The 20,741-nt window shown below is 63.8% G+C and carries 21 protein-coding genes and 1 pseudogene; 16 read left to right on the top strand and 6 right to left on the bottom strand.

The window, feature by feature from the left end; genetic code table 11:
* Nucleotides 1–167: 167 nt before the first annotated feature.
* Together O7A61_RS06645 and O7A61_RS06640 are read left to right on the top strand one after the other, a co-directional pair.
* Nucleotides 168–419: a hypothetical protein gene (locus O7A61_RS06645; protein ID WP_337129067.1), complete on the top strand. Its 252-nt coding sequence runs from the start codon at nt 168–170 to the stop codon at nt 417–419.
* Between the two features lie 57 nt (nt 420–476).
* Complete coding sequence (locus O7A61_RS06640) at nt 477–671, top strand: hypothetical protein (RefSeq protein WP_337109427.1); 195 nt, start codon at nt 477–479, stop codon at nt 669–671.
* Nucleotides 672–1,666: 995 nt separating this feature from the next.
* Here the strand turns inward: O7A61_RS06640 and O7A61_RS06635 are convergent.
* The gene (locus O7A61_RS06635) at nt 1,667–1,843 is read right to left on the bottom strand and encodes a hypothetical protein (RefSeq protein ID WP_198028738.1); all 177 of its coding nucleotides are present in this window, start codon (nt 1,841–1,843) and stop codon (nt 1,667–1,669) included.
* A 194-nt stretch (nt 1,844–2,037) separates the two neighbouring features.
* On the opposite strand from O7A61_RS06635, the gene O7A61_RS06630 reads away from it, so the two are divergent.
* Nucleotides 2,038–2,538, top strand: a complete 501-nt coding sequence (locus O7A61_RS06630; protein WP_337129066.1) for an MmcB family DNA repair protein — start codon at nt 2,038–2,040, stop codon at nt 2,536–2,538.
* A gap of 92 nt (nt 2,539–2,630) precedes the next feature.
* On the opposite strand, the gene nhaA is transcribed toward O7A61_RS06630, so the two are convergent.
* The 5 genes and pseudogenes from nhaA to O7A61_RS06605 all read right to left on the bottom strand — a co-directional run bounded on the left by nhaA (nt 2,631) and on the right by O7A61_RS06605 (nt 8,912).
* Nucleotides 2,631–3,827, bottom strand: a complete 1,197-nt coding sequence (nhaA, locus tag O7A61_RS06625; RefSeq protein ID WP_337129065.1) for a Na+/H+ antiporter NhaA — start codon at nt 3,825–3,827, stop codon at nt 2,631–2,633.
* Nucleotides 3,828–4,129: 302 nt separating this feature from the next.
* Entirely contained in the window at nt 4,130–4,693 is a 564-nt protein-coding gene (locus O7A61_RS06620) for an ActR/PrrA/RegA family redox response regulator transcription factor (protein WP_015314185.1), read from the bottom strand.
* Nucleotides 4,694–4,756: 63 nt separating this feature from the next.
* Nucleotides 4,757–6,083, bottom strand: a pseudogene (locus O7A61_RS06615) (ActS/PrrB/RegB family redox-sensitive histidine kinase).
* Nucleotides 6,084–6,207: 124 nt separating this feature from the next.
* Entirely contained in the window at nt 6,208–8,667 is a 2,460-nt protein-coding gene (gene hrpB / locus O7A61_RS06610; RefSeq protein ID WP_337129064.1) for an ATP-dependent helicase HrpB, read from the bottom strand.
* Between the two features lie 56 nt (nt 8,668–8,723).
* The gene (locus tag O7A61_RS06605; protein WP_442921051.1) at nt 8,724–8,912 is read right to left on the bottom strand and encodes a hypothetical protein; all 189 of its coding nucleotides are present in this window, start codon (nt 8,910–8,912) and stop codon (nt 8,724–8,726) included.
* A 26-nt stretch (nt 8,913–8,938) separates the two neighbouring features.
* Here O7A61_RS06605 and O7A61_RS06600 point away from each other — a divergent pair, with 26 nt between their 5' ends.
* From O7A61_RS06600 to O7A61_RS06540, 13 genes are all read left to right on the top strand, one after another.
* Entirely contained in the window at nt 8,939–9,628 is a 690-nt protein-coding gene (locus O7A61_RS06600) for a PIG-L deacetylase family protein (protein ID WP_337129063.1), read from the top strand.
* A 250-nt stretch (nt 9,629–9,878) separates the two neighbouring features.
* A complete protein-coding gene (locus O7A61_RS06595; RefSeq protein ID WP_337129062.1) occupies nt 9,879–11,210 on the top strand; it encodes an ABC transporter substrate-binding protein in 1,332 nt (443 codons plus the stop codon).
* Nucleotides 11,211–11,335: 125 nt separating this feature from the next.
* A complete protein-coding gene (locus O7A61_RS06590; RefSeq protein ID WP_095771946.1) occupies nt 11,336–12,283 on the top strand; it encodes a carbohydrate ABC transporter permease in 948 nt (315 codons plus the stop codon).
* Nucleotides 12,280–13,230: a carbohydrate ABC transporter permease gene (locus O7A61_RS06585; RefSeq protein ID WP_027142892.1), complete on the top strand. Its 951-nt coding sequence runs from the start codon at nt 12,280–12,282 to the stop codon at nt 13,228–13,230. The genes O7A61_RS06590 and O7A61_RS06585 overlap by 4 nt, the downstream gene beginning before the upstream one ends.
* Entirely contained in the window at nt 13,227–13,433 is a 207-nt protein-coding gene (locus tag O7A61_RS06580; RefSeq protein ID WP_337129061.1) for a hypothetical protein, read from the top strand. Before O7A61_RS06585 ends, O7A61_RS06580 begins: the two co-directional genes overlap by 4 nt.
* 2 nt (nt 13,434–13,435) lie before the next feature.
* Nucleotides 13,436–14,548: an ABC transporter ATP-binding protein gene (locus O7A61_RS06575; protein ID WP_337129060.1), complete on the top strand. Its 1,113-nt coding sequence runs from the start codon at nt 13,436–13,438 to the stop codon at nt 14,546–14,548.
* Complete coding sequence (locus O7A61_RS06570; protein ID WP_337129059.1) at nt 14,541–15,554, top strand: ABC transporter ATP-binding protein; 1,014 nt, start codon at nt 14,541–14,543, stop codon at nt 15,552–15,554. The genes O7A61_RS06575 and O7A61_RS06570 overlap by 8 nt, the downstream gene beginning before the upstream one ends.
* Before the next feature lie 72 nt (nt 15,555–15,626).
* Nucleotides 15,627–17,270 (top strand): dihydroxyacetone kinase subunit DhaK, encoded by a 1,644-nt coding sequence (locus O7A61_RS06565; RefSeq protein ID WP_337129058.1) that lies wholly within the window; start codon nt 15,627–15,629, stop codon nt 17,268–17,270.
* Between the two features lie 72 nt (nt 17,271–17,342).
* Nucleotides 17,343–17,945: a dihydroxyacetone kinase subunit DhaL gene (dhaL, locus tag O7A61_RS06560; protein WP_337129057.1), complete on the top strand. Its 603-nt coding sequence runs from the start codon at nt 17,343–17,345 to the stop codon at nt 17,943–17,945.
* Nucleotides 17,942–18,331, top strand: a complete 390-nt coding sequence (gene dhaM, locus O7A61_RS06555; protein WP_140506598.1) for a dihydroxyacetone kinase phosphoryl donor subunit DhaM — start codon at nt 17,942–17,944, stop codon at nt 18,329–18,331. The genes dhaL and dhaM overlap by 4 nt, the downstream gene beginning before the upstream one ends.
* 21 nt (nt 18,332–18,352) lie before the next feature.
* The gene (locus O7A61_RS06550; RefSeq protein ID WP_027142885.1) at nt 18,353–18,655 is read left to right on the top strand and encodes an HPr family phosphocarrier protein; all 303 of its coding nucleotides are present in this window, start codon (nt 18,353–18,355) and stop codon (nt 18,653–18,655) included.
* Nucleotides 18,656–18,696: 41 nt separating this feature from the next.
* On the top strand, nt 18,697–20,271 hold the full coding sequence (gene ptsP, locus O7A61_RS06545; protein WP_337129056.1) for a phosphoenolpyruvate--protein phosphotransferase: 1,575 nt from the start codon (nt 18,697–18,699) through the stop codon (nt 20,269–20,271).
* Between the two features lie 9 nt (nt 20,272–20,280).
* Entirely contained in the window at nt 20,281–20,703 is a 423-nt protein-coding gene (locus O7A61_RS06540; protein WP_337104474.1) for a hypothetical protein, read from the top strand.
* Nucleotides 20,704–20,741: the final 38 nt, after the last annotated feature.

Genomic DNA, 20,741 nt, shown 5'->3' with positions numbered 1-20,741 from the left:
CCCTGGTTCCGCTGTGGATCTGTCAAATATACAATCACCGTCTGAAAGGCGATTATCTGGTTAACAAACAAACCCAAAGTGAAATAGGAATATGGTCCTCGACAGGCCGGCGCTCACGAACGATTAAGACCTTCCACGTATCTCAAGACGCCTAAAGAGGGGCGCGCGTGGCCGAAAAGAGTAAAATTGCAGAAGCGGTCATCAAGTATCTTTTGATCGCACAGATGCTTGGTGCGGGCGCTTTCATTGGCTTTTGGCTATGGAACGGGAAGGCCACCATCCCAAAGCACGGCGGCGGCTGGCATGTCCTTGATCAGGTTCAAGACCCGTACCTCTATTGGTTTCTACTGATCGCAATTTCATGGGCCGGCGTCGTGCTCCCGCTCTGGTATGTCTACCAAGGCCCGCCGAAGCGCTAGGCGCTACCCAGCCGTAGGGGAATGGCTCCGCTGTGGAAGCTCTGATACAAATCAGCCATGGTCGCGCCCTTTAGTAGTTTTGTTGGAAGCATGATCCTTATTGTGATCGGCATTCTCGCGTACCGGTGGTTTGGCCTCATCGCGGTCGTCATTGTCGGCGGCATTGGTTATCCCGCGTTGCTGGCCTTGACCTTATACTGGGGCGATTTGAAAGCCCGGAAGGTCTTTAATCCGACTGATAAGGACCTCTAGCCGTTCGACAGGCCGGCAACCTATTTGGTGGTTCGACGCAACGACTGGATAAAGAGTACAAGGGCGCCAAGAGCAAAACCACCCTGGGGAATAACCGTCCTTTGCAAGAATTCCGTCTCCAGCGGGTCTGTTGGACCAAGCGGGCCGCCCTCAATATGTGCCCCCTCAGGCCGACGTTGCCGCGCAGCCTTAAGCTCGGCAACTCGCGCACCCAATTGGCCTAGCTGCGCTCGCAACTCATTTTCAGTCAAATCTGTTCGCATCGAAGAGATTATCGCACCAGCTAGGATCGCGCGCTAGGCGCTATCCACCCGTGGGCCCGCAAGGAAAAGCCCCGGCGCTTGGGTCTGCACCGGGGCTTTCGACACGTACGAGCTACATCAGCATGTCCGCTTATGAGCATGTGCTGATATGGTGAAGGAATGGTGAATAGCCGTCTAATCTTCGGCTTGACCCCGCTTCCGACGCACCAGTTCCTTTATCTGTTCCTGAATCAGCTTCGGAGCGCCTAAAGGGCGATTATCCGGTTGACAAACCCAACCTGATTACGTCGGAAGGCTTTTCACCCTTCCTTCACCATATCAGCACATGCATAAGCGACATGCTGATGTAGCTCGTAGGTGTCGAAAGCCCCGGCGCAGGCCCAAGCGCCGGGGCTTTTTCAGATAGCTCCCGATGGCTCCGGGAAAAGCGTCCTTCAGAAGATTCCCATGACAACTAGGATGATCCCAATCGCCGCAAGGGCCATGACGAGGATCATGGCCATCTCGAAGGCGTGACCGAAATTGTCAGTCATCAGGCACCGCGCACAAAGGACAACAGCCCGGCCTGCTCATCGTGTGACACAGGATCCCGCAGGCCGGGCCGTACGCCGGCTTTTGAGGGCACGAGCCGGTGAGGGTTGAGCATGTTCCTAAGCGGACCTGTTCGCAATGGCATGTCCGAATGCGTACAAAATTCCGGTCTTATCTAGCAACGGACCAAACAGCCTTCTGCTACTTTTTCGCCAGCAAGAGAGCTTCGCGCACCAGCGATGGCAAACTGCCAACGCCAAGCAAATCGATAAGCTCGCGTGCTTGGCTGAGGGTGATACCGGTTTTGTCCACAAGCCAGTTGGCGTGCTTTTCCTTGGCGGTTTGGATCAGCATTTTCGTTTCATCGAGTTCGTGCATGGCAAATGCTCCATGGCGAACCCGAAACGTATCCCTAGTGAAAGTAGCTCGCAAGCCGCGTAGGTGAAATCGTACAAATCAGACAAATCGGCCTTGCGGCCCCGCGCGCTTAAACAAGGATGGGTTTGTCAACCAGATAATCGTCACCTAAAAACAGGTTCAAACCGTGAACAAAATCTGGCATGGTGGCTGCCATGCCAATCATCTCCCCGATTCCCCTGAACCCTCTGATCGATGGCCGCCAGTCCGAGCGCGCCATGCTGGTGCGGCGGGGCGTGCAGCGGCTGCTGATGCAAATGGGCGCGCATGTGCTGCCTGAACTGTCGCTGGCCACCGGCCGCCGCGCCGATCTCGTGGCGCTGACACGGCAGGGCGATATCTGGATCATCGAGATCAAATCCTCGATCGAGGATTTTCGCGTTGACCGCAAGTGGCCGGACTATCGCCTGCATTCCGACCGTTTTTTCTTTGCCACTCATCCCGGTGTGCCGGCGGAGATTTTTCCGGAAGAGTGTGGCTTCATCCTCTCCGACGGCTATGGCGCCGAAATCCTGCGCGATGCGCCGGAGCACCGCATGGTGGCGGCAACGCGCAAGGCGCTGATGCTGAGGATCGCAAGGGCGGGTGCAGCACGGCTGCTCGCGGCGGAGCTCGCGGGGGTGGCGGTACCGGCGCTGGAGGGGGAGAGCGAGTAATCGCGGCCCTGAAATTGACGCCGGGATGGCGTCCGCAATCTTCCGATGTTGGTGGCGCGGCGTTGCTAGCAGATGCTCCAACCCCGGAACTGCTACTCCTCAGTCCCTTCCACTCCACTCGCAGCCGGCGCCATCAGCAGCACCGCGGCACCAAGCAGCGCGGCGATGAAGGAACCCGCGAGAATGCCGACCTTGACCGCGTCCTGCAGCGCCACGTCGCTGGCGAAGGCGAGCAGGCCGATGAACAGGCTCATGGTGAAGCCGATGCCGCACAGCAGCGAAATGCCGATCATGTGCGACCAGCCGGCATGGGCCGGCAGGTCGGCGAGGCCGAAGCGGATGGCGAGCGCGGAGGAGCCGAACACGCCGACCAGCTTGCCGACGACGAGACCGGCCGCGACGCCCAGCGTCAGCGGCTCGATCAAGGCGCCGAAACTCAGGCCGGCAAGCGAAACGCCGGCATTGCCGAAGCCGAAGATCGGGACGACGATGAACGCCACCAGTTTGTGCAGGCCGTGCTCGAGCCGGTGCAGCGGCGAATGGTCGAGATCGTGGCCGATCCCGGCGGAGCGTTTGAGCGGAATGGTGAGCGCAAGTGCTACGCCGGCCAGCGTGGCATGGACGCCGGACTTCAGCACCAGCACCCACAGGATGGCGCCAAGCACGAGGTAAGGCACCAGGGTCATCACCCGCATGCGGTTGAGCACGATGAGCACGGCAATGACGGCGAAGGCCGCGCCGAGATAGGCCAGCGACAGACCGCTGGTGTAGAAGATGGCGATGATGATGACGGCGCCGAGATCGTCGATGATGGCAAGCGCGGTCAGGAAGACCTTCAGCGAGGCCGGCACGCGGCTTCCGAGCAGCGACAGCACGCCAAGCGCGAAGGCGATGTCGGTGGCGGTCGGAATCGCCCAGCCGGACAGTGCGGCCGGATTGCTGCTGTTGATGGCGACATAGACCAGGGCCGGCACCACCATGCCGCCGGCCGCGGCGATGCCGGGCAGCACCCTGCGCGGCCAGGTCGAGAGCTGGCCATCCAGCATCTCGCGCTTGATCTCCAGCCCGACGAGCAGGAAGAACACCGCCATCAGCCCGTCATTGACCCAGTGCGAGACACTGAGCGGGCCGAGATAGGCGTGGAGAATGGCAAAATAGGTTTCGGCAAGCGGCGAATTGGCGACGACCAGGGCAAGGGCCGCCGCCACCATCAGGATAATGCCGCCAGCCGCCTCGCTGTCCAGGAACTCGCGGAAGACGGAAAACGGCCGTTGCTTCAAATCCTGCATTTTGCCTCCGTCATGTCGCCTGCTCCGCGGGCTTCATTGTCCAAGCGCCGGCGCCGCCCCTCACCTGCCTGCCGGCATCCTCTCCCCGTATAGTGACGGGGAGAGGGGCGCTGTCGCAACCGGTTTCGCCAATCGTCGACGTGGCAAGAAGAGCGTCGCCATTGCCGCCAGCCCCTTCTCCCCGTCACTATACGGGGAGAACTGCCCGGCAGGGCGATGAGGGGCAGCGCTGACTTCGGCGATTGGGTCGTCTCCACCGCAGGCTGTAACATTTCATCGATCCCAGCCGGCGGCCAGCGATCCTAACGCGGCGCGCGCTTGGCGAGGATCCGCTGCAGCGTGCGGCGATGCATGTTGAGCCGGCGCGCGGTCTCGGAGACATTGCGCTCGCACATCTCGTAGACGCGCTGGATATGCTCCCAGCGCACGCGGTCGGCCGACATCGGGTTTTCCGGCGGGGCGGCGCGCTCGCCGGTGGTGCGGGTCAGTGCCGCGAAGACATCGTCGGCATCGGCTGGCTTCGACAGATAGTCGACGGCGCCGAGCTTTACGGCGGTCACCGCGGTGGCGATGTTGCCGTAGCCGGTCAGGATGATGGTGCGGGAATCCTCGCGCTTCTCGCGGATGGCGGCGACCACGTCGAGGCCATTGCCGTCGCCCAACCGCATGTCGACCACGGCATAAGCGGGCGGATTGGCGCGGGCCTTGCCCACGGCCTCCTCGACGCTCTCCGCCGTCTCGACCACGAAACCCCTGGTTTCCATGGCACGGGCCAGACGGGTCAGGAACGGCTTGTCGTCGTCGACGATCAGAAGCGAGGTGTCCTCGCCTTCAACCATAGGCCCACTGTTTTCATCGCCTGTCATCGTCTCGAAAATTCCTGCTGCCTTATTTTTACGCAGATATAGTTTTGCGGAGCTATTGTCCAACTACGCAGTGTCAAACATCGTCGCCGGGGCCGTTTCCGGGGTTCAGGAAGACGCTTCTCGGCCAGGAAATCCGCACCACGGCCCCTTCGCCGAGGCCGCTCGAATTGCGAAAATCAAGCGTGGCGCCAGACCGTTCGAGCAATGTCTTGGCGATGAACAGGCCGAGCCCGAGGCCGCCTCCGGCTTCATTGCCCTGGCGTGTCGACATATAGGGCTCGCCAATGCGGTCAATGATCTCAGGCGGAAAACCCGGGCCGTCATCGGTGATCGAGAAGGAGACCATCGCCTCGTCCCAGCTCCAGCGTATGGTGACGCTCTTGCGGGCGAAATCGACGGCGTTCTCGACCAGGTTGCCGAGGCCGTAGATGACACCCGGATTGCGCCGCCCGACCGGCTCCGGTCCGCTTCGCTCGCCCGGACGAAGCTTGATCGAGATGCCGAAGTCGCGATGTGGCGCGGTGACCTCCTCGACCAGCGAGGTCAGCGGCAGGCGGGACAGATGCGCCTCGCCCTCTGACGACAGGCTGGTCAGGCGCTTCAGGATTTCGCGGCAGCGCTCGCTCTGCGAGCGCAGCAGCTTCACGTCTTCCCCGTATTTCGGATCGGTGCCGAGCGCCTTCTCCATTTCCTTGACGACCAGCGTGATGGTGGCGAGGGGCGTGCCGAGTTCGTGCGCGGCGGCGGCGGCCAGGCCATCGAGCGCGGAAAGGTGCTGCTCGCGCTGCAGCACCAGTTCGGTGGCGGCGAGCGCGTTGGCCAGAAGCCGGGCTTCGGCGGCCACCCGGAAAGCGTACATGGCGGTGAAGGCGATGGACGACAGCACCGCCATCCACATGCCGGCGACATACACGAAGGGCATCGCCAGCGGCGCGTCCTCAGGCCAGGGCAGCGGCAGATGGCGGAAGACCAGCAAGGTCGCCGCTATCATCACCAGCCCGCCAAGGATGGCGGTGAGGCGAAGGGGCAGCGACGTTGCCGAAATGACGACGGGCACGGTCATCAGCAGCGAGAACGGATTGGTCAGGCCGCCGGTCATATAGAGCAGCCCGGCTAGCTGCAGGCTGTCGAAGATCAGGATGCCGAAGGCTGCGAACGGAGTGAGCCGGTGCGCGGCCGGAAACCGGAAGGCCAGAAACAGGTTCATCCAGGCCGAACAGGCGATCAGGGCAAAACACAGGCTGACCGGCAGCGGGAACTTCAGGCCGTAAGCGACGACGAGCACCGTCACGCTCTGTCCGACAATGGCCAGCCAGCGCAGCCGGATCAGCGTGTTGAGGCGCAGTCGCTGGCTCTGCTGAAAATCGGGCGTGTTCAGGATGTTGATCATGGCAATGGATTACAGCCGCAAAGCGCCCAAGGCTAGGTCCGCTCCAATCCGACGGGATCGGGTTTGATCTCTACTTCCTGTTTGAGCATGACCTGTTCCAAAAACCGGTTCCCACTTTTTGGGGTCATGATCGCGGTTTGGCGCGGGCGGTGGCGGCGGCGAGCAGCGGGTTTTCCGGCCAGACATGTTTGGGATAGCGGCCGCGCATGTCGGCACGCACATCGGCCCAGGAGCCGCGCCAGAAGCCGGGCAGGTCGCGCGTCGTCTGGATGGGCCGATGCGCCGGCGACAACAATTCGAGCGTCAAGGGCACGGTGCCGTTGGCGATCGAAGGCTGGCGGTCGAGGCCGAACAGTTCCTGGACGCGGACCGCCAGCACCGGCCATTCGCCATCATAGCGGATCGGCACATGGCTGCCCGACGGGGCATCGAAATGGGTCGGCGCCAGCGCATCGACCTTGCGCTGGAGGTCGTGCGGCACGAGCGATGCCAGCCCAGCCGGGACAGTGCCGGGGTCGATAGCGGCCAGGGATGCCGCACCGGACAGAAACGGCAGCAGCCAGTCGTCGAGGCGTCCGATGAGTGCTTCATCCGACATGTCCGGCCAGGGCGCGCCTAAGCCTTTGTGCAGCCAGGACAGCCGCTGGCGCAGCGTCCGAGCCTCCTTGCTCCAGGTCAAAAGGGAAAGCCCATGCTCGCGCAAGGCCTCGATGATGGCGCGGTCGGCATCGGCGCCGGCCGGCGCCGGCAGCATGCGTTCGGCGAGCGTGATGGCGCCGAGGCGCACGGTTTCGCGCACCCGCACGGCGCGGCGCTCGCGGTCGAAACTCGTCTGCCTGCGCGTTTCGATCTTGCCACCAAGCGCTGACCGGATGTCCTCCTCGCTGATCGCCGCCGCTGCCGTGATGCGGGCATTCTGCGCCTTGCCCTGCAGGTCGGCGACGACCAGAAAGGGTTCACTCGCCAGCGGATCGGCGGCGTCGAGCATGGCGCCCGAGCCATTGGCCAGCACGAAACGGCCGCGCTCGCCGCGCGCCTTGGCGACGCGGTCCGGCCAGGCATGGATGAGTAGGGTTCCGGCTGGAACAGCTCCGCTGGTCGTCGCGCCGCCTGCCTGCCTGGCCAGGCGCTCGGCAAGCTGGCGCGCCGACGTCGCACGCGGCGATTTCTCGCCGCGAAAGCGCATCAGCCGCCGTTCGAGGTCGGCACCGTCGCCGCCGAGGCCACGCTCGGTGAGCAGCACGGCAAGCATGGCTGCTTCCTGCGCCTGTCCGGCCTTCGCCGCCTCGGCGAGCATATGCGCCAGCCGTACCGGCAGAGCGAGCTTGCGCATCGAAGCGCCCGCGTCCGTCAACCGGCCTGCCTCGTCGATGGCATCGAGTGCGCGCAACAGCGCCCTTGCTTCATTGAGCGCGGGAGCCGGCGGCGGATCGAGGAAAGCAAGCGTCCCGGGATCGGCGACACCGAAGGCGGCGCAGTCGAGCAGGAGGCCGGATAGGTCCGCCTCGAGGATTTCCGGCGACGTGAAGGCGGGAAGTGCCGCCGTCTGCTCAGCCCGCCACAGCCGGATGGCGACGCCGGCCTGCGTACGGCCGGCGCGGCCGGCGCGCTGCTCGGCGGAACCCTTGCTGACGCGCACTGTCTCCAGCCGTGTCAGGCCGCTGGCCGGCTCATAGCGCGGCAGCCGCGACAGACCGGAGTCGATGACGACGCGCACGCCGTCGATGGTGATGGAGGTTTCGGCGATCGAGGTCGCCAGCACCACCTTGCGGCGGCCCGCCGGCGCCGGCTTGATCGCCGCGTCCTGCGCCTTGCCGTCGAGCTGGCCATAGAGCGGGACGATATCGGTGTCGGCTCCGACCTTGCCGGCCAACCGCTCGGCGGTGCGCTCGATCTCGCGCTGGCCAGGCAGGAAGGCAAGCACGCTGCCGCTCTCGTCGGCAAGCGCGGAGCGGATTGCCTTGGCCATGGCGTCCTCGATCGGCATCCCGGCCGGCCGTTCGTCATACCTGACATCGACAGGGAAGGCGCGGCCCTCGCTTTCGATCACCCGCGCGCCCGACAGGAGTTTTGCGACCCGTGCGCCGTCGAGCGTTGCCGACATCACCAGCAAACGCAGATCCGGCCGCAGCGCGCCTTGAACATCGATGGCGAGAGCGAGACCGAAATCGCCGTCGAGCGAGCGCTCGTGGAATTCGTCGAAAATGACGGCCGAAACGCCGGGGAGTTCAGGGTCGTCAAGGACCATGCGCGCAAGCACGCCCTCGGTGACGACCAGGATTTTCGTCCGCGCCGAGGTGCGGTTTTCCATACGCATGGCATAGCCCACCGTGGCGCCGGGCTCTTCCCCCAGCAGTTCGGCCATGCGGCGCGCCGCGGCGCGGGCGGCCAGCCGGCGTGGTTCGAGCAACACGATCTTGCCCGTGCCCAGCCAGGGCGCATCGAGCAGCGCCAGCGGCACCAGCGTGGTCTTGCCGGCACCGGGCGGTGCCACCAGCACGGCGCTGTTGCCGGAGCCGAGCGTCTCGCTCAGCGCCGGCAGCACGGCGGATACCGGAAGCTCCGGCAAGGGTCTGGTCGTCATTGCGATCGCATATCAGCGGTCGCGGGCGCCGTGCAACTCGTGAAAGTCGCGCCGGTTCAAAGCCGGGTGCGCGAAAACGGATTCCAGCGCACCTTACCCACCTCGCGCACCAAGCAGCCGGCGAACAGGGTCGAGAAGAGACCGATCTCGAACATCGTGAATTGGCCGCCCAGGCTCTTGATAACGGCATCGCTGCCCGAATAGCTTGCATAGGCGATCAGGGCGAGCAGGATTCCGTCCGGCACGTTTTTTCATTTTCGGGGAGAGAAAGTTGAAAATACTGGCGCTCGGTGCGCATGCGGACGACATCGAGATCTTCATGTTCGGTACAATGGCCGCCTATGCCGCGCAAGGCGCGGAACTCAGTTTTGCCGTGGCCACCGATGGCGCCAGGGGCGGCAAGAGCGATCCCGCTGTTCTTGCTCGTGTCCGCCGTGAGGAAGCGATGGCCGCGGCCGCGCTGCTCGGGGCGGCGGCGCGCTTCCTCGATTTTCCCGACGGCGGGCTGGTGGCCGACGCCGCACTGATCGATGCGCTGAAAACACTGATCGGCGACATCGGGCCGGATCTTGTGATCACGCACGCGCCCAACGACTATCACGCCGACCATCGCGCGCTGTCGGACGGCGTGCGCATCGCTGCGTCGTTCGGCGTCCCCGTGCTGCATGCCGACACGATGGGCGGCACCGGGTTCTCGCCGACCCACTATGTCGATATTTCCGCCCATGCCGATATCAAGGCCCGGGCGATCCGCATGCATCAGTCGCAGGACCCGGATCGCTTCGTCGATATCGCGCTGACGCAGAACCTTTTTCGCTCGGGCCAATGCAATGGCGCGCAAGGCTCGCTGGCCGAAGCCTTCCGCTTCGAGCCGACGTTTCCATTCGGCGACATCCGCGCGCTGCTGCCGCCACCGCCGCCGATCCGGACGGTGATGGTGAGCACCAAGCGGGTCGACTGAACCTCCGCGTCCACAATCCGCGCTCGTCCGACCGGGGCCTTCGGCGCTTTTCCCAACGTTTTCAGAGACCGGCTTCAGCATGTTGCGGCGCAGCAACGAATTCGCTTGCCTTGTTTAGTAAAAATTGCATCACTAAACAAATTACTAAACATCCGCGGCGCAACGATGCCGCCATGTTTGGGCCTCTGAGGAGAGAGGTTGAGGTTCTTGAGACCGCCATCCGGGCGTGTTTCACAAATGGGAGGAAGCCATGAAATCGAGCTTGAAACTGGCGTTGGGACTGACCTCGGCGATCGCAGCGTCGACAGCCGTCTCGAACGCCGCGCACGCTGAAGACCTGACGCTGTGCTGGGCCGCCTGGGACCCCGCCAACGCGCTTGTCGAACTGTCCAAGGATTTCACCAAGGAAACCGGCATCGGCATGAAATTCGAATTCGTGCCGTGGACCAACTATGCCGACCGTTTCCTCAATGAGCTGAACTCCCACGGCAAGCTCTGCGACCTGATCATCGGCGACAGCCAGTGGATCGGCGGCGCGGCCGAGAACGGCCACTACGTCAAGCTGAACGACTTCTTCGACAAGGAGAAGATCAGCATGGACGACTTCGTGCCGGCGACTGTCGTCGGCTATTCGGAATGGCCGAAGAACACGCCGAACTACTGGGCGCTGCCGGCCATGGGCGACGTCGTCGGCTGGACCTACCGCAAGGACTGGTTCTCCAAGCCCGAGCTGCAGAAGGAATTCAAGGAGAAGTATGGCTGGGACCTCGGCCCGCCTACCACCTTCGACCAGTTGAAGCAGATCGCCGAATTCTTCCAGAAGCGGCAGGTCGACGGCAAGACGGTCTACGGCGCCTCGATCTACACCGAGCGCGGTTCCGAAGGCATCACCATGGGCGCCATGGACGTGCTCTACAGCTATGGCTTCCAGTACGAAAACCCGAAGAAGCCCTACGAGATGGAAGGTTTCGTCAATTCCGAGAAATCGGTGAAGGGGCTGGAATTCTACAAGGCGCTCTACGACTGCTGCACCCCTCCGGGCGCCTCGAACAGCTACATGGGTGAAGGCGTCGATGCCTTCAAATCCGGCCAGGTGGCGATGCACATGAACTTCGCTTTCACATGGCCGGGCCTGCAGAAGGACGAGAATGTCGGCGGCGACAAGATCGGCTATTTCGTCAATCCCAAGGGGCCGGACGGCGACCAGTTCGCCCAGCTCGGCGGCCAGGGCATTTCGGTGGTGTCCTATTCCGACAAGCAGGAACCGGCGCTGAAATACATCAAGTGGTTCGCCAACAAGGACGTGCAGTCCAAGTGGTGGTCGCTCGGCGGCTATTCCTGCCTGAACGCGGTGGTCAAGGATCCGAAATTCCCGGCCAGCCAGCCCTATGCTCAAACCTTCCTCGACTCGATGGCCATTGTGAAGGACTTCTGGGCCGAGCCGAGCTACGCACCGCTGCTGCAGGCGTCGCAGAAGCGCTTCCACGACTATGTCGTCGCCGGCCAGGGTTCGGCCAAGGATGCGCTCGACGGGCTGGTCAAGGATTGGACGCAGGTCTTCCAGGACGATGGCAAGATGTAGCCGCGAGGCAATATCCAGGCTCCTCCCGAGCTGTGACCGCCGCGTCCCGTGCCGACCTTGGCACGGGACGCGGTTCAGATAAATTCCATCACAGAGACGCCCAAGTGACCGAAGCAGGACTTACCATGCTCAATCGGACCGCGGAGAACGTTGCCCGGGCAACCCCGGAACCGTTGGCGCGCAAGGTCCGGGGCATCAGCGACAAGGGCCTCGCCTGGCTGTTCATCTCGCCGACGATCCTGTTGCTGCTCGCCATCAATATCTTCCCGCTGTTCTGGGCGATCTATCTGTCGTTCACCAATTTCCGCGCCAACCGCCCCAACGAAGTGGTAAAGAACCTCGGTTTCGCCAACTACCAGCGCATCCTCGGCGACCAGGACATCTGGATCGCCATGCAGACGACGGCGCATTTCGTGTTCTGGACCATCCTCTTGCAGACGCTGATCGGCTTCACACTGGCTTGGCTGATCGACAGGAAGTTCCGCGGCCACGCCTTCTGGACGACGCTGATCCTGGTGCCGATGATGCTGTCGCCGGCGGTGGTCGGCAATTTCTGGCGCTTCCTCTACGAGCCTCAGATCGGGCTGTTCTCTTATGTGATCTCGTTCGTGTCGGGCATTCCGCCGACAAGCATCCAGATGCTCTCCAACGTCTCGTTGGCACCGTGGTCGATCATCATCGTCGACACCTGGATGTGGACGCCATACGTGATGCTGATCTGCCTCGCGGGCCTGCGTTCCATCCCTGAATACATCTATGAGGCGGCCGAGGTCGACCGTGCCTCCAACTGGCGACAGTTCTGGTCGATCACCCTGCCGATGGCGCTGCCCTTCATCATGCTGGCGGTGCTGTTTCGCGGCATCGAGAACTTCAAGATGTTCGACATGGTCAATCTGCTGACCGGCGGCGGACCGGGCTCCACCACCGAGGTAGCCTCGATCACGCTGAAGCGGCAGGCCTTCGAAAGCTGGCGCACCGGCTATTCGTCAGCCTTCGCCATCATCCTGTTCGTCGCGGTGTTCGGTCTCGCCAACATTTACGTCAAGGCGCTCAACAAGGTGAAGCAGAGATGAGCCTGACCACTGCCCATTCGGTCGTCGCCCCCTCGGCAGGTTCGAAGCGCATCGCCGGCGCCATCATCATCGCCTACGCGCTGATCTCGATCGTGCCGCTGTTGTGGATCTTCGCCACCAGCTTCAAGACGCCGCCGGACTCGATCGCCTATCCGCCGAAGATCGTGTTCCAGCCCAGCATCGAGGGCTACTGCAATTTGTTCACGACGCGGACCAGGCAGACGCCGGAATACATCAACTCGCTCGGACCGGCGACCGGCTTCTGCGACGAGACGGTGCGCAAGCGCAACATGGTGATCGCCGGCCCATCCAACTTCCTGCCGCGCTTCATCAATTCGCTGGTCATCGCCTTCGGCTCGACCTTCTGCGCCGTCTTCCTCGGCACGCTGTCGGCCTATGGCTTCTCGCGCTTCAAGGTGCCGCTCGCGGACGACCTTCTGTTCTTCATCCTGTCGACACGCTTCATGCCGCCGATCGCGGTCGCCATCCCCATCTACCTGATGTACCGCGAACTCGGCCTGTCGGACACCGCGCTCGGCATGATCCTGCTCTACACGGCGGTCAACGTATCGCTGGCGGTCTGGCTGCTCAAAGGCTTCATCGACGAGATTCCGCGCGAATACGAGGAAGCCGCCATGATCGACGGCTACACGCGGCTGCAGGCCTTCTGGCGCACCGTGCTACCGCAGGCGACCACCGGCATTGCCGCGACCGCCATCTTCTGTTTGATCTTTGCCTGGAACGAATACGCCTTCGCCGCTCTTCTGACCTCGGGCACGGCGCAGACGGCGCCGCCCTTCATCCCGACCATCATCGGCGAAGGCGGGCAGGACTGGCCGGCGGTGGCGGCCGGCACGACGATCTTCCTGGTTCCGATCCTTGTCTTCACCATCCTGCTCCGCAAACAATTGCTGCGCGGCATCACCTTCGGCGCGGTGCGCAAATGAGCATCACCACTCCTCAAAAACGCAAATCGCGCTGGCCGCGCTGGGCAAGGCGCGGGCTGATGGAAAACATCGCGACCGCACTGATCGCTATCGGTTTCCTGATGCTGTTCCAGCCCTTCGCGCTATCGCTCTACACCTATTCCTTCATCACCATGCTTGCCGGCACGGTGATGTTCATCATCGTCTCGAAATTCCCGGAATAATCATGGCCGAGATCCGCGTCCAACATCTGAGAAAAGCCTTCGGCGATTTCGTCGCGGTGCAGGACTCCAACTTTGTCGTCGAGGACGGCGAGTTCTTCGTCATGCTCGGACCGTCTGGCTGCGGCAAGACCACCACCTTGCGTATGATCGCCGGGCTCGAGCTGCCGACGGGCGGCCAAATCCTGCTCGGCGGCGACGACGTCACCATGCTCCGGGCCCGCGAGCGCGACATCGCCTTTGTCTTCCAGCTGTTCGCGCTCTATCCGCACATGAATGTGCGCAAGAACATCGGTTTCCCGCTTTTGGCGCAAGGCATGCCGTCGGCCGAGATCCGCACCCGCGTCGAGGAGACCGCGAAGCTTCTGCGCATCGACCATCTGCTCAACAAATCGGTCTCGGGACTGGCGGGCGGTGACCGCCAGCGCGTCGCGCTCGGTCGCGCCATCGTGCGGCGGCCGAAATGCTTCCTGATGGACGAACCGCTGGGGACCCTCGACACCGAATTCCGCGATTTGATGGTCCATGAGTTGCGCGAGCTGCACAACCGTATCCATGCGACGACTGTGTACGTCACACATGACCAAATGGAAGCGATGTCGATGGCCGACAAGATCGCCGTCATGAACCGCGGCGTTATCGAGCAGTTCGGCACACCGCGCGAGATCTACGACCGCCCCGCTACCATGTTTGTCGCCGACTTCATCGGCTCGCCGCCGATGAATTTTCTGGGCTTCGGCGGCGGGCTCGCCAAGGGTGTAAAGGAGATCGTCGTCCAGGGTGCCAGGGTCGCGGTGCCGGAGGTGCGCGAGGACATCGCGCCGGCCGACATGGCGCTCGGCATCCGGCCCGAGCACATCCGCTTCGACGATGCCTCCAAGCTGCGCGGCGCAATCTACGGCACCGAATATCTCGGCACCACGCAGATCGTGGCGGTGGAGACGGCGGACGGCATCATCAAGGCGCGCGTGCCGGCCGAAATTCGGCTCAACACCGGCGACCATGTCGGCCTGACGCTGAACAGCGCGCGGCTGTCGCTGTTCGACAAGGGCTCCGGGCGCGCGGTGAGGACGGCGATCCACGATACTGCCTCGGAGCGGAGAGTGCAGCATGGCTGATGTGCGCATCAAGGGCGTGACCAAGAATTTTGGCGAGCAGACCGCCGTCAACGGTCTCGACCTGCATATATCGGACGGCGAATTCGTCGTGCTGCTCGGACCGACCGGCGCCGGGAAGACGACGACGCTGCGGCTGATCGCCGGGCTGGAGCGGCCGGATGCCGGAACGATCGAGATCGGCGGCCACAATGCCACGAACCTGTCGCCGGCCGAGCGCGACACCGCTTTCGTCTTCCAGCAATATTCGCTCTATCCGCATTTGTCGGTGTTCGACAACCTCGCCTTCCCCCTGCGCTCGCCGGCGCGGAAAATACCGGAAGACCAGATCCGGCGCCGGGTCGAGGAGGTGGCGAAGATGGTGCGCATTCATCACAAGCTTGCCAACCGGTCGACGAAATTGTCGGGCGGCGAAATGCAGCGCGTCGCCATCGGCCGCGCGCTGGTGCGCAAGCCGTCCATCTACCTGATGGACGAGCCGCTGTCGTCTCTAGACGCCAAGCTACGCGCGGATCTCAGGCTCGAATTGAAACGCATCCAGTCCGAACTCGGCGCCACCATGCTCTACGTCACGCACGACCAGATCGAGGCCATGACCATGGCCGACCGGATCGGCATCCTCGCCGATGGCGTGCTGGTGCAGATCGGCTCACCGCGGACGATCTATTCGGAGCCGGCAAACCTGCATGTCGCGGCACGGCTTGGCCAGCCCGCGATCAATCTCCTGCCGACGGGGTTGCTGCCTGACAGCGGCGCGCCGGCCGGCACCAGGACGATCGGCGCACGCACCGAGCATCTGGCGATCGAGAAAGCCATGAATGGCCATGCCGACGGCGTCGTCGACTGGGTCGAACATCTCGGCGACCAGAACCATCTGCATGTGACGGTGGGGCCGAAGAAACTGGTGACGCTGACCGATCCCGACACGGATCTGGCGCAGGGCGATAAAGTGATGGTCCGCTACCGGTCGCCGCTCTATTTCGGCGCCGACGGACAACGACTGATGTGAATGGCTTTCGGCATCCCCGCCAAAGGTGATGCCGGCTTCTGATTGACGATTGCGAAATACGGGACGAATTCGATGAAGCACTTTTTCAACCGCAGGGAAACGATCGTCGCCGAGGCGCTGGACGGATTGTTGCGCACCATTGGCTCAGGCGGCCTCGCGCGCCTCGACGGCTATCCCGAGATCAAGGTCGTGCTGCGCGCCGATTGGGACAAGTCCAAGGTTGCCGTCGTCTCCGGCGGCGGCGCCGGGCACGAGCCGTCGCATGCCGGCTTCGTCGGCAAGGGCATGCTGACGGCTGCCGTCTCGGGCGAGATCTTTGCCTCGCCAAGCGTCGAAGCGGTGCTGGCGGCCATCCGCGCGGTCACCGGACCGGCGGGTTGCCTGCTGATCGTCAAGAACTACACCGGCGACCGGCTCAATTTCGGCCTGGCGGCCGAGAAGGCGCGCGCCGAAGGCTTTCGTATCGAAATGGTGATCGTCGCCGACGACATCGCGCTGCCCGATATCGCCCAGCCGCGCGGTGTTGCCGGCACATTGTTCGTGCACAAGATATCGGGCCATCTGTCGGAAGCCGGCCACGATCTGGCCGAGATCGTGTCAGCTGCACGTGCGGCTGCGAAGGATACCGTCTCGCTCGGCATGTCGCTGTCGTCCTGTTCAATCCCGGGCCAGCCGCATGAAGACAGGTTCGGCGACGACGACGGCGAGCTCGGCCTCGGCATTCACGGCGAGCCCGGCGTTGAGCGCATCGCGGTGCAAAGCGCCGACCGGCTGGTGGCCGTTATGGCGGAGCGGCTCGTGGTGCGGCTCGACCCGACGGCCACCTATGCCTTGCTGATCAACAATCTGGGCTCGGTGCCTCCGCTCGAAATGTCGCTGGTTGCCAATGCGGTGCTTGCCTCGCCGCTCGCCAAGACCGTCAAGCTGACGATAGGCCCCGGGCCGCTGATGACGGCGCTCAACATGAACGGTTTCTCGCTGTCGCTGATCAAGCTCGATGCGGCGCGCGAGGCTGCCTTGCTAGCACCGGTTGGCCCGCATGCCTGGATGCCGGCAAAGCCGGTCGTTGCGCCTGCTGTCGTACCTATGACCAAGGCAGCCGGACGAGACGCGGCGCGCAAGGCCAGCCAGGATGCAGGCACCAGGCGCTTGATCGCCACTGTCTGCGAAAGGCTGATTTCGCTCGAAGCGACATTGAACGGGCTGGACGCCAGGGCGGGCGACGGCGACACCGGCTCGACCGTGGCGACCGGCGCGCGCAGCATCCTCGAACGGCTCGATACGCTGCCGCTTGCCGGGCCGGCCGCGACCCTTGGCGCGATGGGCGATATCCTGAGCGCCTCGATGGGTGGCTCCAGCGGCGTGCTGCTGTCGATCTTCTTCACGGCGGCGGCGCAGGCAATGGACAGCGGTGCGAAGCTATCCAAGGGGCTGCTCGCCGGCCTTGAACGAATGACCTTCTACGGCGGAGCCAAACCGGGCGATCGCACCATGGTCGACGCGCTGGAGCCGGCCTTGAAGGCGCTCGACGGCAAGGGTCTGGAGGAAGCCGCGATAGCGGCCCGGCGAGGCGCCGAGGCAACCGCCGCGATGGAGAAGGCCAAGGCCGGCCGGTCCGCCTATATCGGCGCCAAATTACACGGCGTGGTCGACCCCGGCGCCCATGCCGTGGCCGAAGTGTTCGCGGCCGCCGCCACGCTGCTTGTCACGGCCTGACGCATGCACCAGTTGTCGAACGACCGTTCTTTCGCTACTGCGGGCAAGGTGGAAACCGGGAATTCGGGCGACATGACGGCGCTGGACCTTTCGAGGCTGATCACGGCGGCCGCGGACACGATTGCCGCTCACGCCGAGGAATTGACGGCGCTCGACCAGGCGATCGGCGACGGCGACCATGGGCTGAACATGAAGCGCGGCTTCGAAGCCGTGCGCGCCGAGGCCGATGCGTTCGCGGCAAAGCAGCTGCCCGACGCCCTGAAGGCGATCGGCACCAAGCTGGTGATGACGGTGGGCGGTGCCTCCGGCCCACTCTTCGGCACGCTGTTCATGGCGCTCGGCAAGGAGATTTCGGCGGAGCCCGACCATGCCAATTTGACGGCTGCCTTCGGCAAGGCGATCGAAGCGGTGGCCGCGCGCGGCAAGTCGCAGGTCGGCCAGAAAACCATGCTCGATGTGCTGCAGCCCGTGCGTGACGCGTTGGCCGGGGGAAAGACGGCGGCTGAAATAGCCGACATCGCGGAGGCCGCCGCCGAAGCGACCGTGCCGATGAAGGCGCTGCGCGGCCGAGCCTCGTTCCTCGGCGACCGCTCCATCGGCCATATGGATGCCGGCGCGCGCGCGACCGCGCTGCTGGTGCGCACGGTGGCGCAAATCATCGGGGACAAAGCATGAGCAATGTCGGGATCGTGATCGTGTCGCATTCGCCGCTGGTCGCGGAGGGCACGGCCGACATGGTACGCCAGATGGTGGGCGACGAAGTGCCGCTTGCGTGGTGCGGTGGAAACGGCCATGGCGGGCTCGGCACCAATGTCGAGGCGATCATGGGGGCCATCGACAGGGCCTGGTCGGAAGCTGGCGTTGCCGTCCTTGTCGATCTCGGCGGCGCCGAGACCAACAGTGAAATGGCGGTCGAGATGATCGGCGAGCCGCGTGCGCACAAAATCATCGTCTGCAACGCGCCGATCGTCGAGGGCGCGGTGATGGCGGCGACCGAGGCATCCGGCGGCGCCTCGCTGCGGGAAGTGGTCGCGACGGCGCACGAATTGTCGCCGTCGTGAGTGAACGGGATTTTTGAAGACATGTCGGAAACCGCTGAAGCGACCGTCCTGATCACCCATGATGTGGGCCTGCATGCGCGTCCTTCGGTGAAGTTCACCAAGCTGGCCAAGAGCTTTGCCGCCGACGTGGAAATTGCACTTGCCGCCAACGGCCCATGGTTCGATGCCAAGAGCATCGTCAAGGTGATGGCGGCCAAGGCGCCGAAGGGCACGGTGCTGCACATCAGGGCCAATGGCGATGGTGCCGATGATGCTGTCCGCGCGCTGATCGAACTGGTGCAGCGCGATTTCGACGAGGATGCCGGCCATGTCCGCTCGGCTTGAGGCCGATGCATGCCTTGGCCGGCCCGCTGGGAATGCGGGCCATGCGCATTGAGGGTGTTTCGGCCTCGGCCGGCTATGCCGAGGGGCCTCTGTTCGACCTCGGCCAGCCTGCAAGCATCTACGCGAGCAAGGCAAGCGCCGCGGAAGAGAAGATGTCGCTGGAGGCAGCGATCGGCACGGCGGTGAACCGGCTCGTGGCCATGATCGAAACCGCCGACAGCGATGCCGCCGGCATACTCGAATTCCACCTCGCCATGCTGGAAGACGACGCGCTGAGCGGACCGGCCTTCGCGTCGATCGCTTCCGGAGAACCCGCCGACGCGGCTTGGCGGCAGGCACTCGATGCCGAGATCGCCGGCTACGACGCCTCGCACCAGGATTATTTCCGCGCCCGTGCCACGGACCTGCGCGACATCAGGGACCAGGTGCTGCGCGCCCTGACCGAGGACGGTGGCAGCACGGCACCGGCCGGCGCCATCCTCCACGGCGAGGACATCGCGCCGACGCGGTTTCTCGAAACCGACTGGAACCATGGCGGCGGCATCGCGCTGAAAGCAGGCAGCACCGCCAGCCACGTCGCCATGCTGGCGCGCTCGCGTGGCGTGCCGATGGTCGTAGGTCTGCGCGAGCCGCTCACCGCTGTTGCCGGGATCGCGTTGCTCGACGCGGAGCACGGCAATATCGTTCTGGCGCCCTCGCCCGCGGAGATCGGCTCATTCCGGCAGGCATCCTCCGCCTTCACCGCCCGCCAAGGCGACGCGCGGACCTTTCTGGCGCGGCCGGCGGCGACGAAGTACGGTACCGCGGTGCGGGTGCAGGTCAACATCGCCGACCCCAGCGATGTCGATGGCATCGACATCGTGACTTGCGACGGTGTCGGCCTGATGCGCACGGAATTCCTGTTCGGCAAGAAGCTGCCCGATGAAGAGACCCAATATCGCGCCTATCGCAAAGTGCTGGAATGGGCCGGCGAAAAACCAGTGACGATCCGTACCGTCGATGCCGGAGGCGACAAGCCGGTGCCGGGCTTCACCGTCGAGGAAGGCAATCCGTTCCTTGGCCTGCGCGGCATCAGGCTGTCGCTGGCCAGGCTCGACATATTCCGTGTTCAAATCAGGGCATTGCTGCGCGCCGCGCCACACGGCAATCTCAAAGTCATGTTTCCGATGATCGCCACATCAGAAGAGTATGAACGCGCCGCCGCCCTGTTCGCCGAGGAAAGGGCGGCCCTTGCCGCGCGCGGCATCGCGCAAGAGATGCCGCCGCTCGGCATCATGGTCGAAGTGCCTTCGGTGGCCATCGCGCCGGAGGCGTTCGCCGGCGTCGCCTTTCTGTCGATCGGTTCCAACGATCTAACGCAATATGTGATGGCGGCCGCGCGCGACAATGCCGCTGTGGCCCACCTGAATTCTGTTCGTCATCCCGCGGTGCTGAGGCTAATCGGTTCGGTCTCGGCCTTCGGACGGGAAACCGGGATTCCCGTCAGCCTGTGCGGGGATGCCGGCGGCGACCCCGCCTCGATCCCGTCGCTGCTAGAGGCCGGCCTGCGCGATCTCTCGGTCGCGCCGGCGCAACTCGCCATGGCCAAGGCGGCCATCGCGGACGTCCCGGTCTAGGCGGCAGGCATGATCGATATCAAACTCGAACCCGGTTCCGAAGAGGCGATCCGCGCCTACAAGACGATCCTGTCACAGGTCATCGACCAGCGCCCGTCCGGCATGCGCCAGCGCCTTGCCGACGCGCTTGGCAAGCACCGCAGTTTCGTCACGCAGATTTCGAGCCCCACCTATTCGATCCCGATTCCGTCGAAGCATCTGCCCGCCATCTTTTCCGTCTGCCATTTCAGCCAGGCCGAGCGGGACCAGTTTCTCGCCGCCTATCATCAGGCCCATCCAGGGAAGATCTCGATCGCCGCGGGCGCGCGCAAGACAAGGCACGTTTCGCTCATCGTGCCGGATTTCGGCGACGACAAACAGAATGCGGCGCTCGACCGCGCGATCAACGAATTCATCCAGAAGGTCACCAGCATCACCGGCAAGAGTGGCTGATTGACCCCTTGATGTCAGGCTATTTCGGGAGGAGACGG

The sequence above is a fragment of the Mesorhizobium sp. Cs1321R2N1 genome (assembly GCF_037179725.1).
Taxonomy (GTDB): Bacteria; Pseudomonadota; Alphaproteobacteria; order Rhizobiales; family Rhizobiaceae; genus Mesorhizobium; species Mesorhizobium salmacidum.
This window is presented reverse-complemented; position numbering and strand designations above follow the sequence as displayed.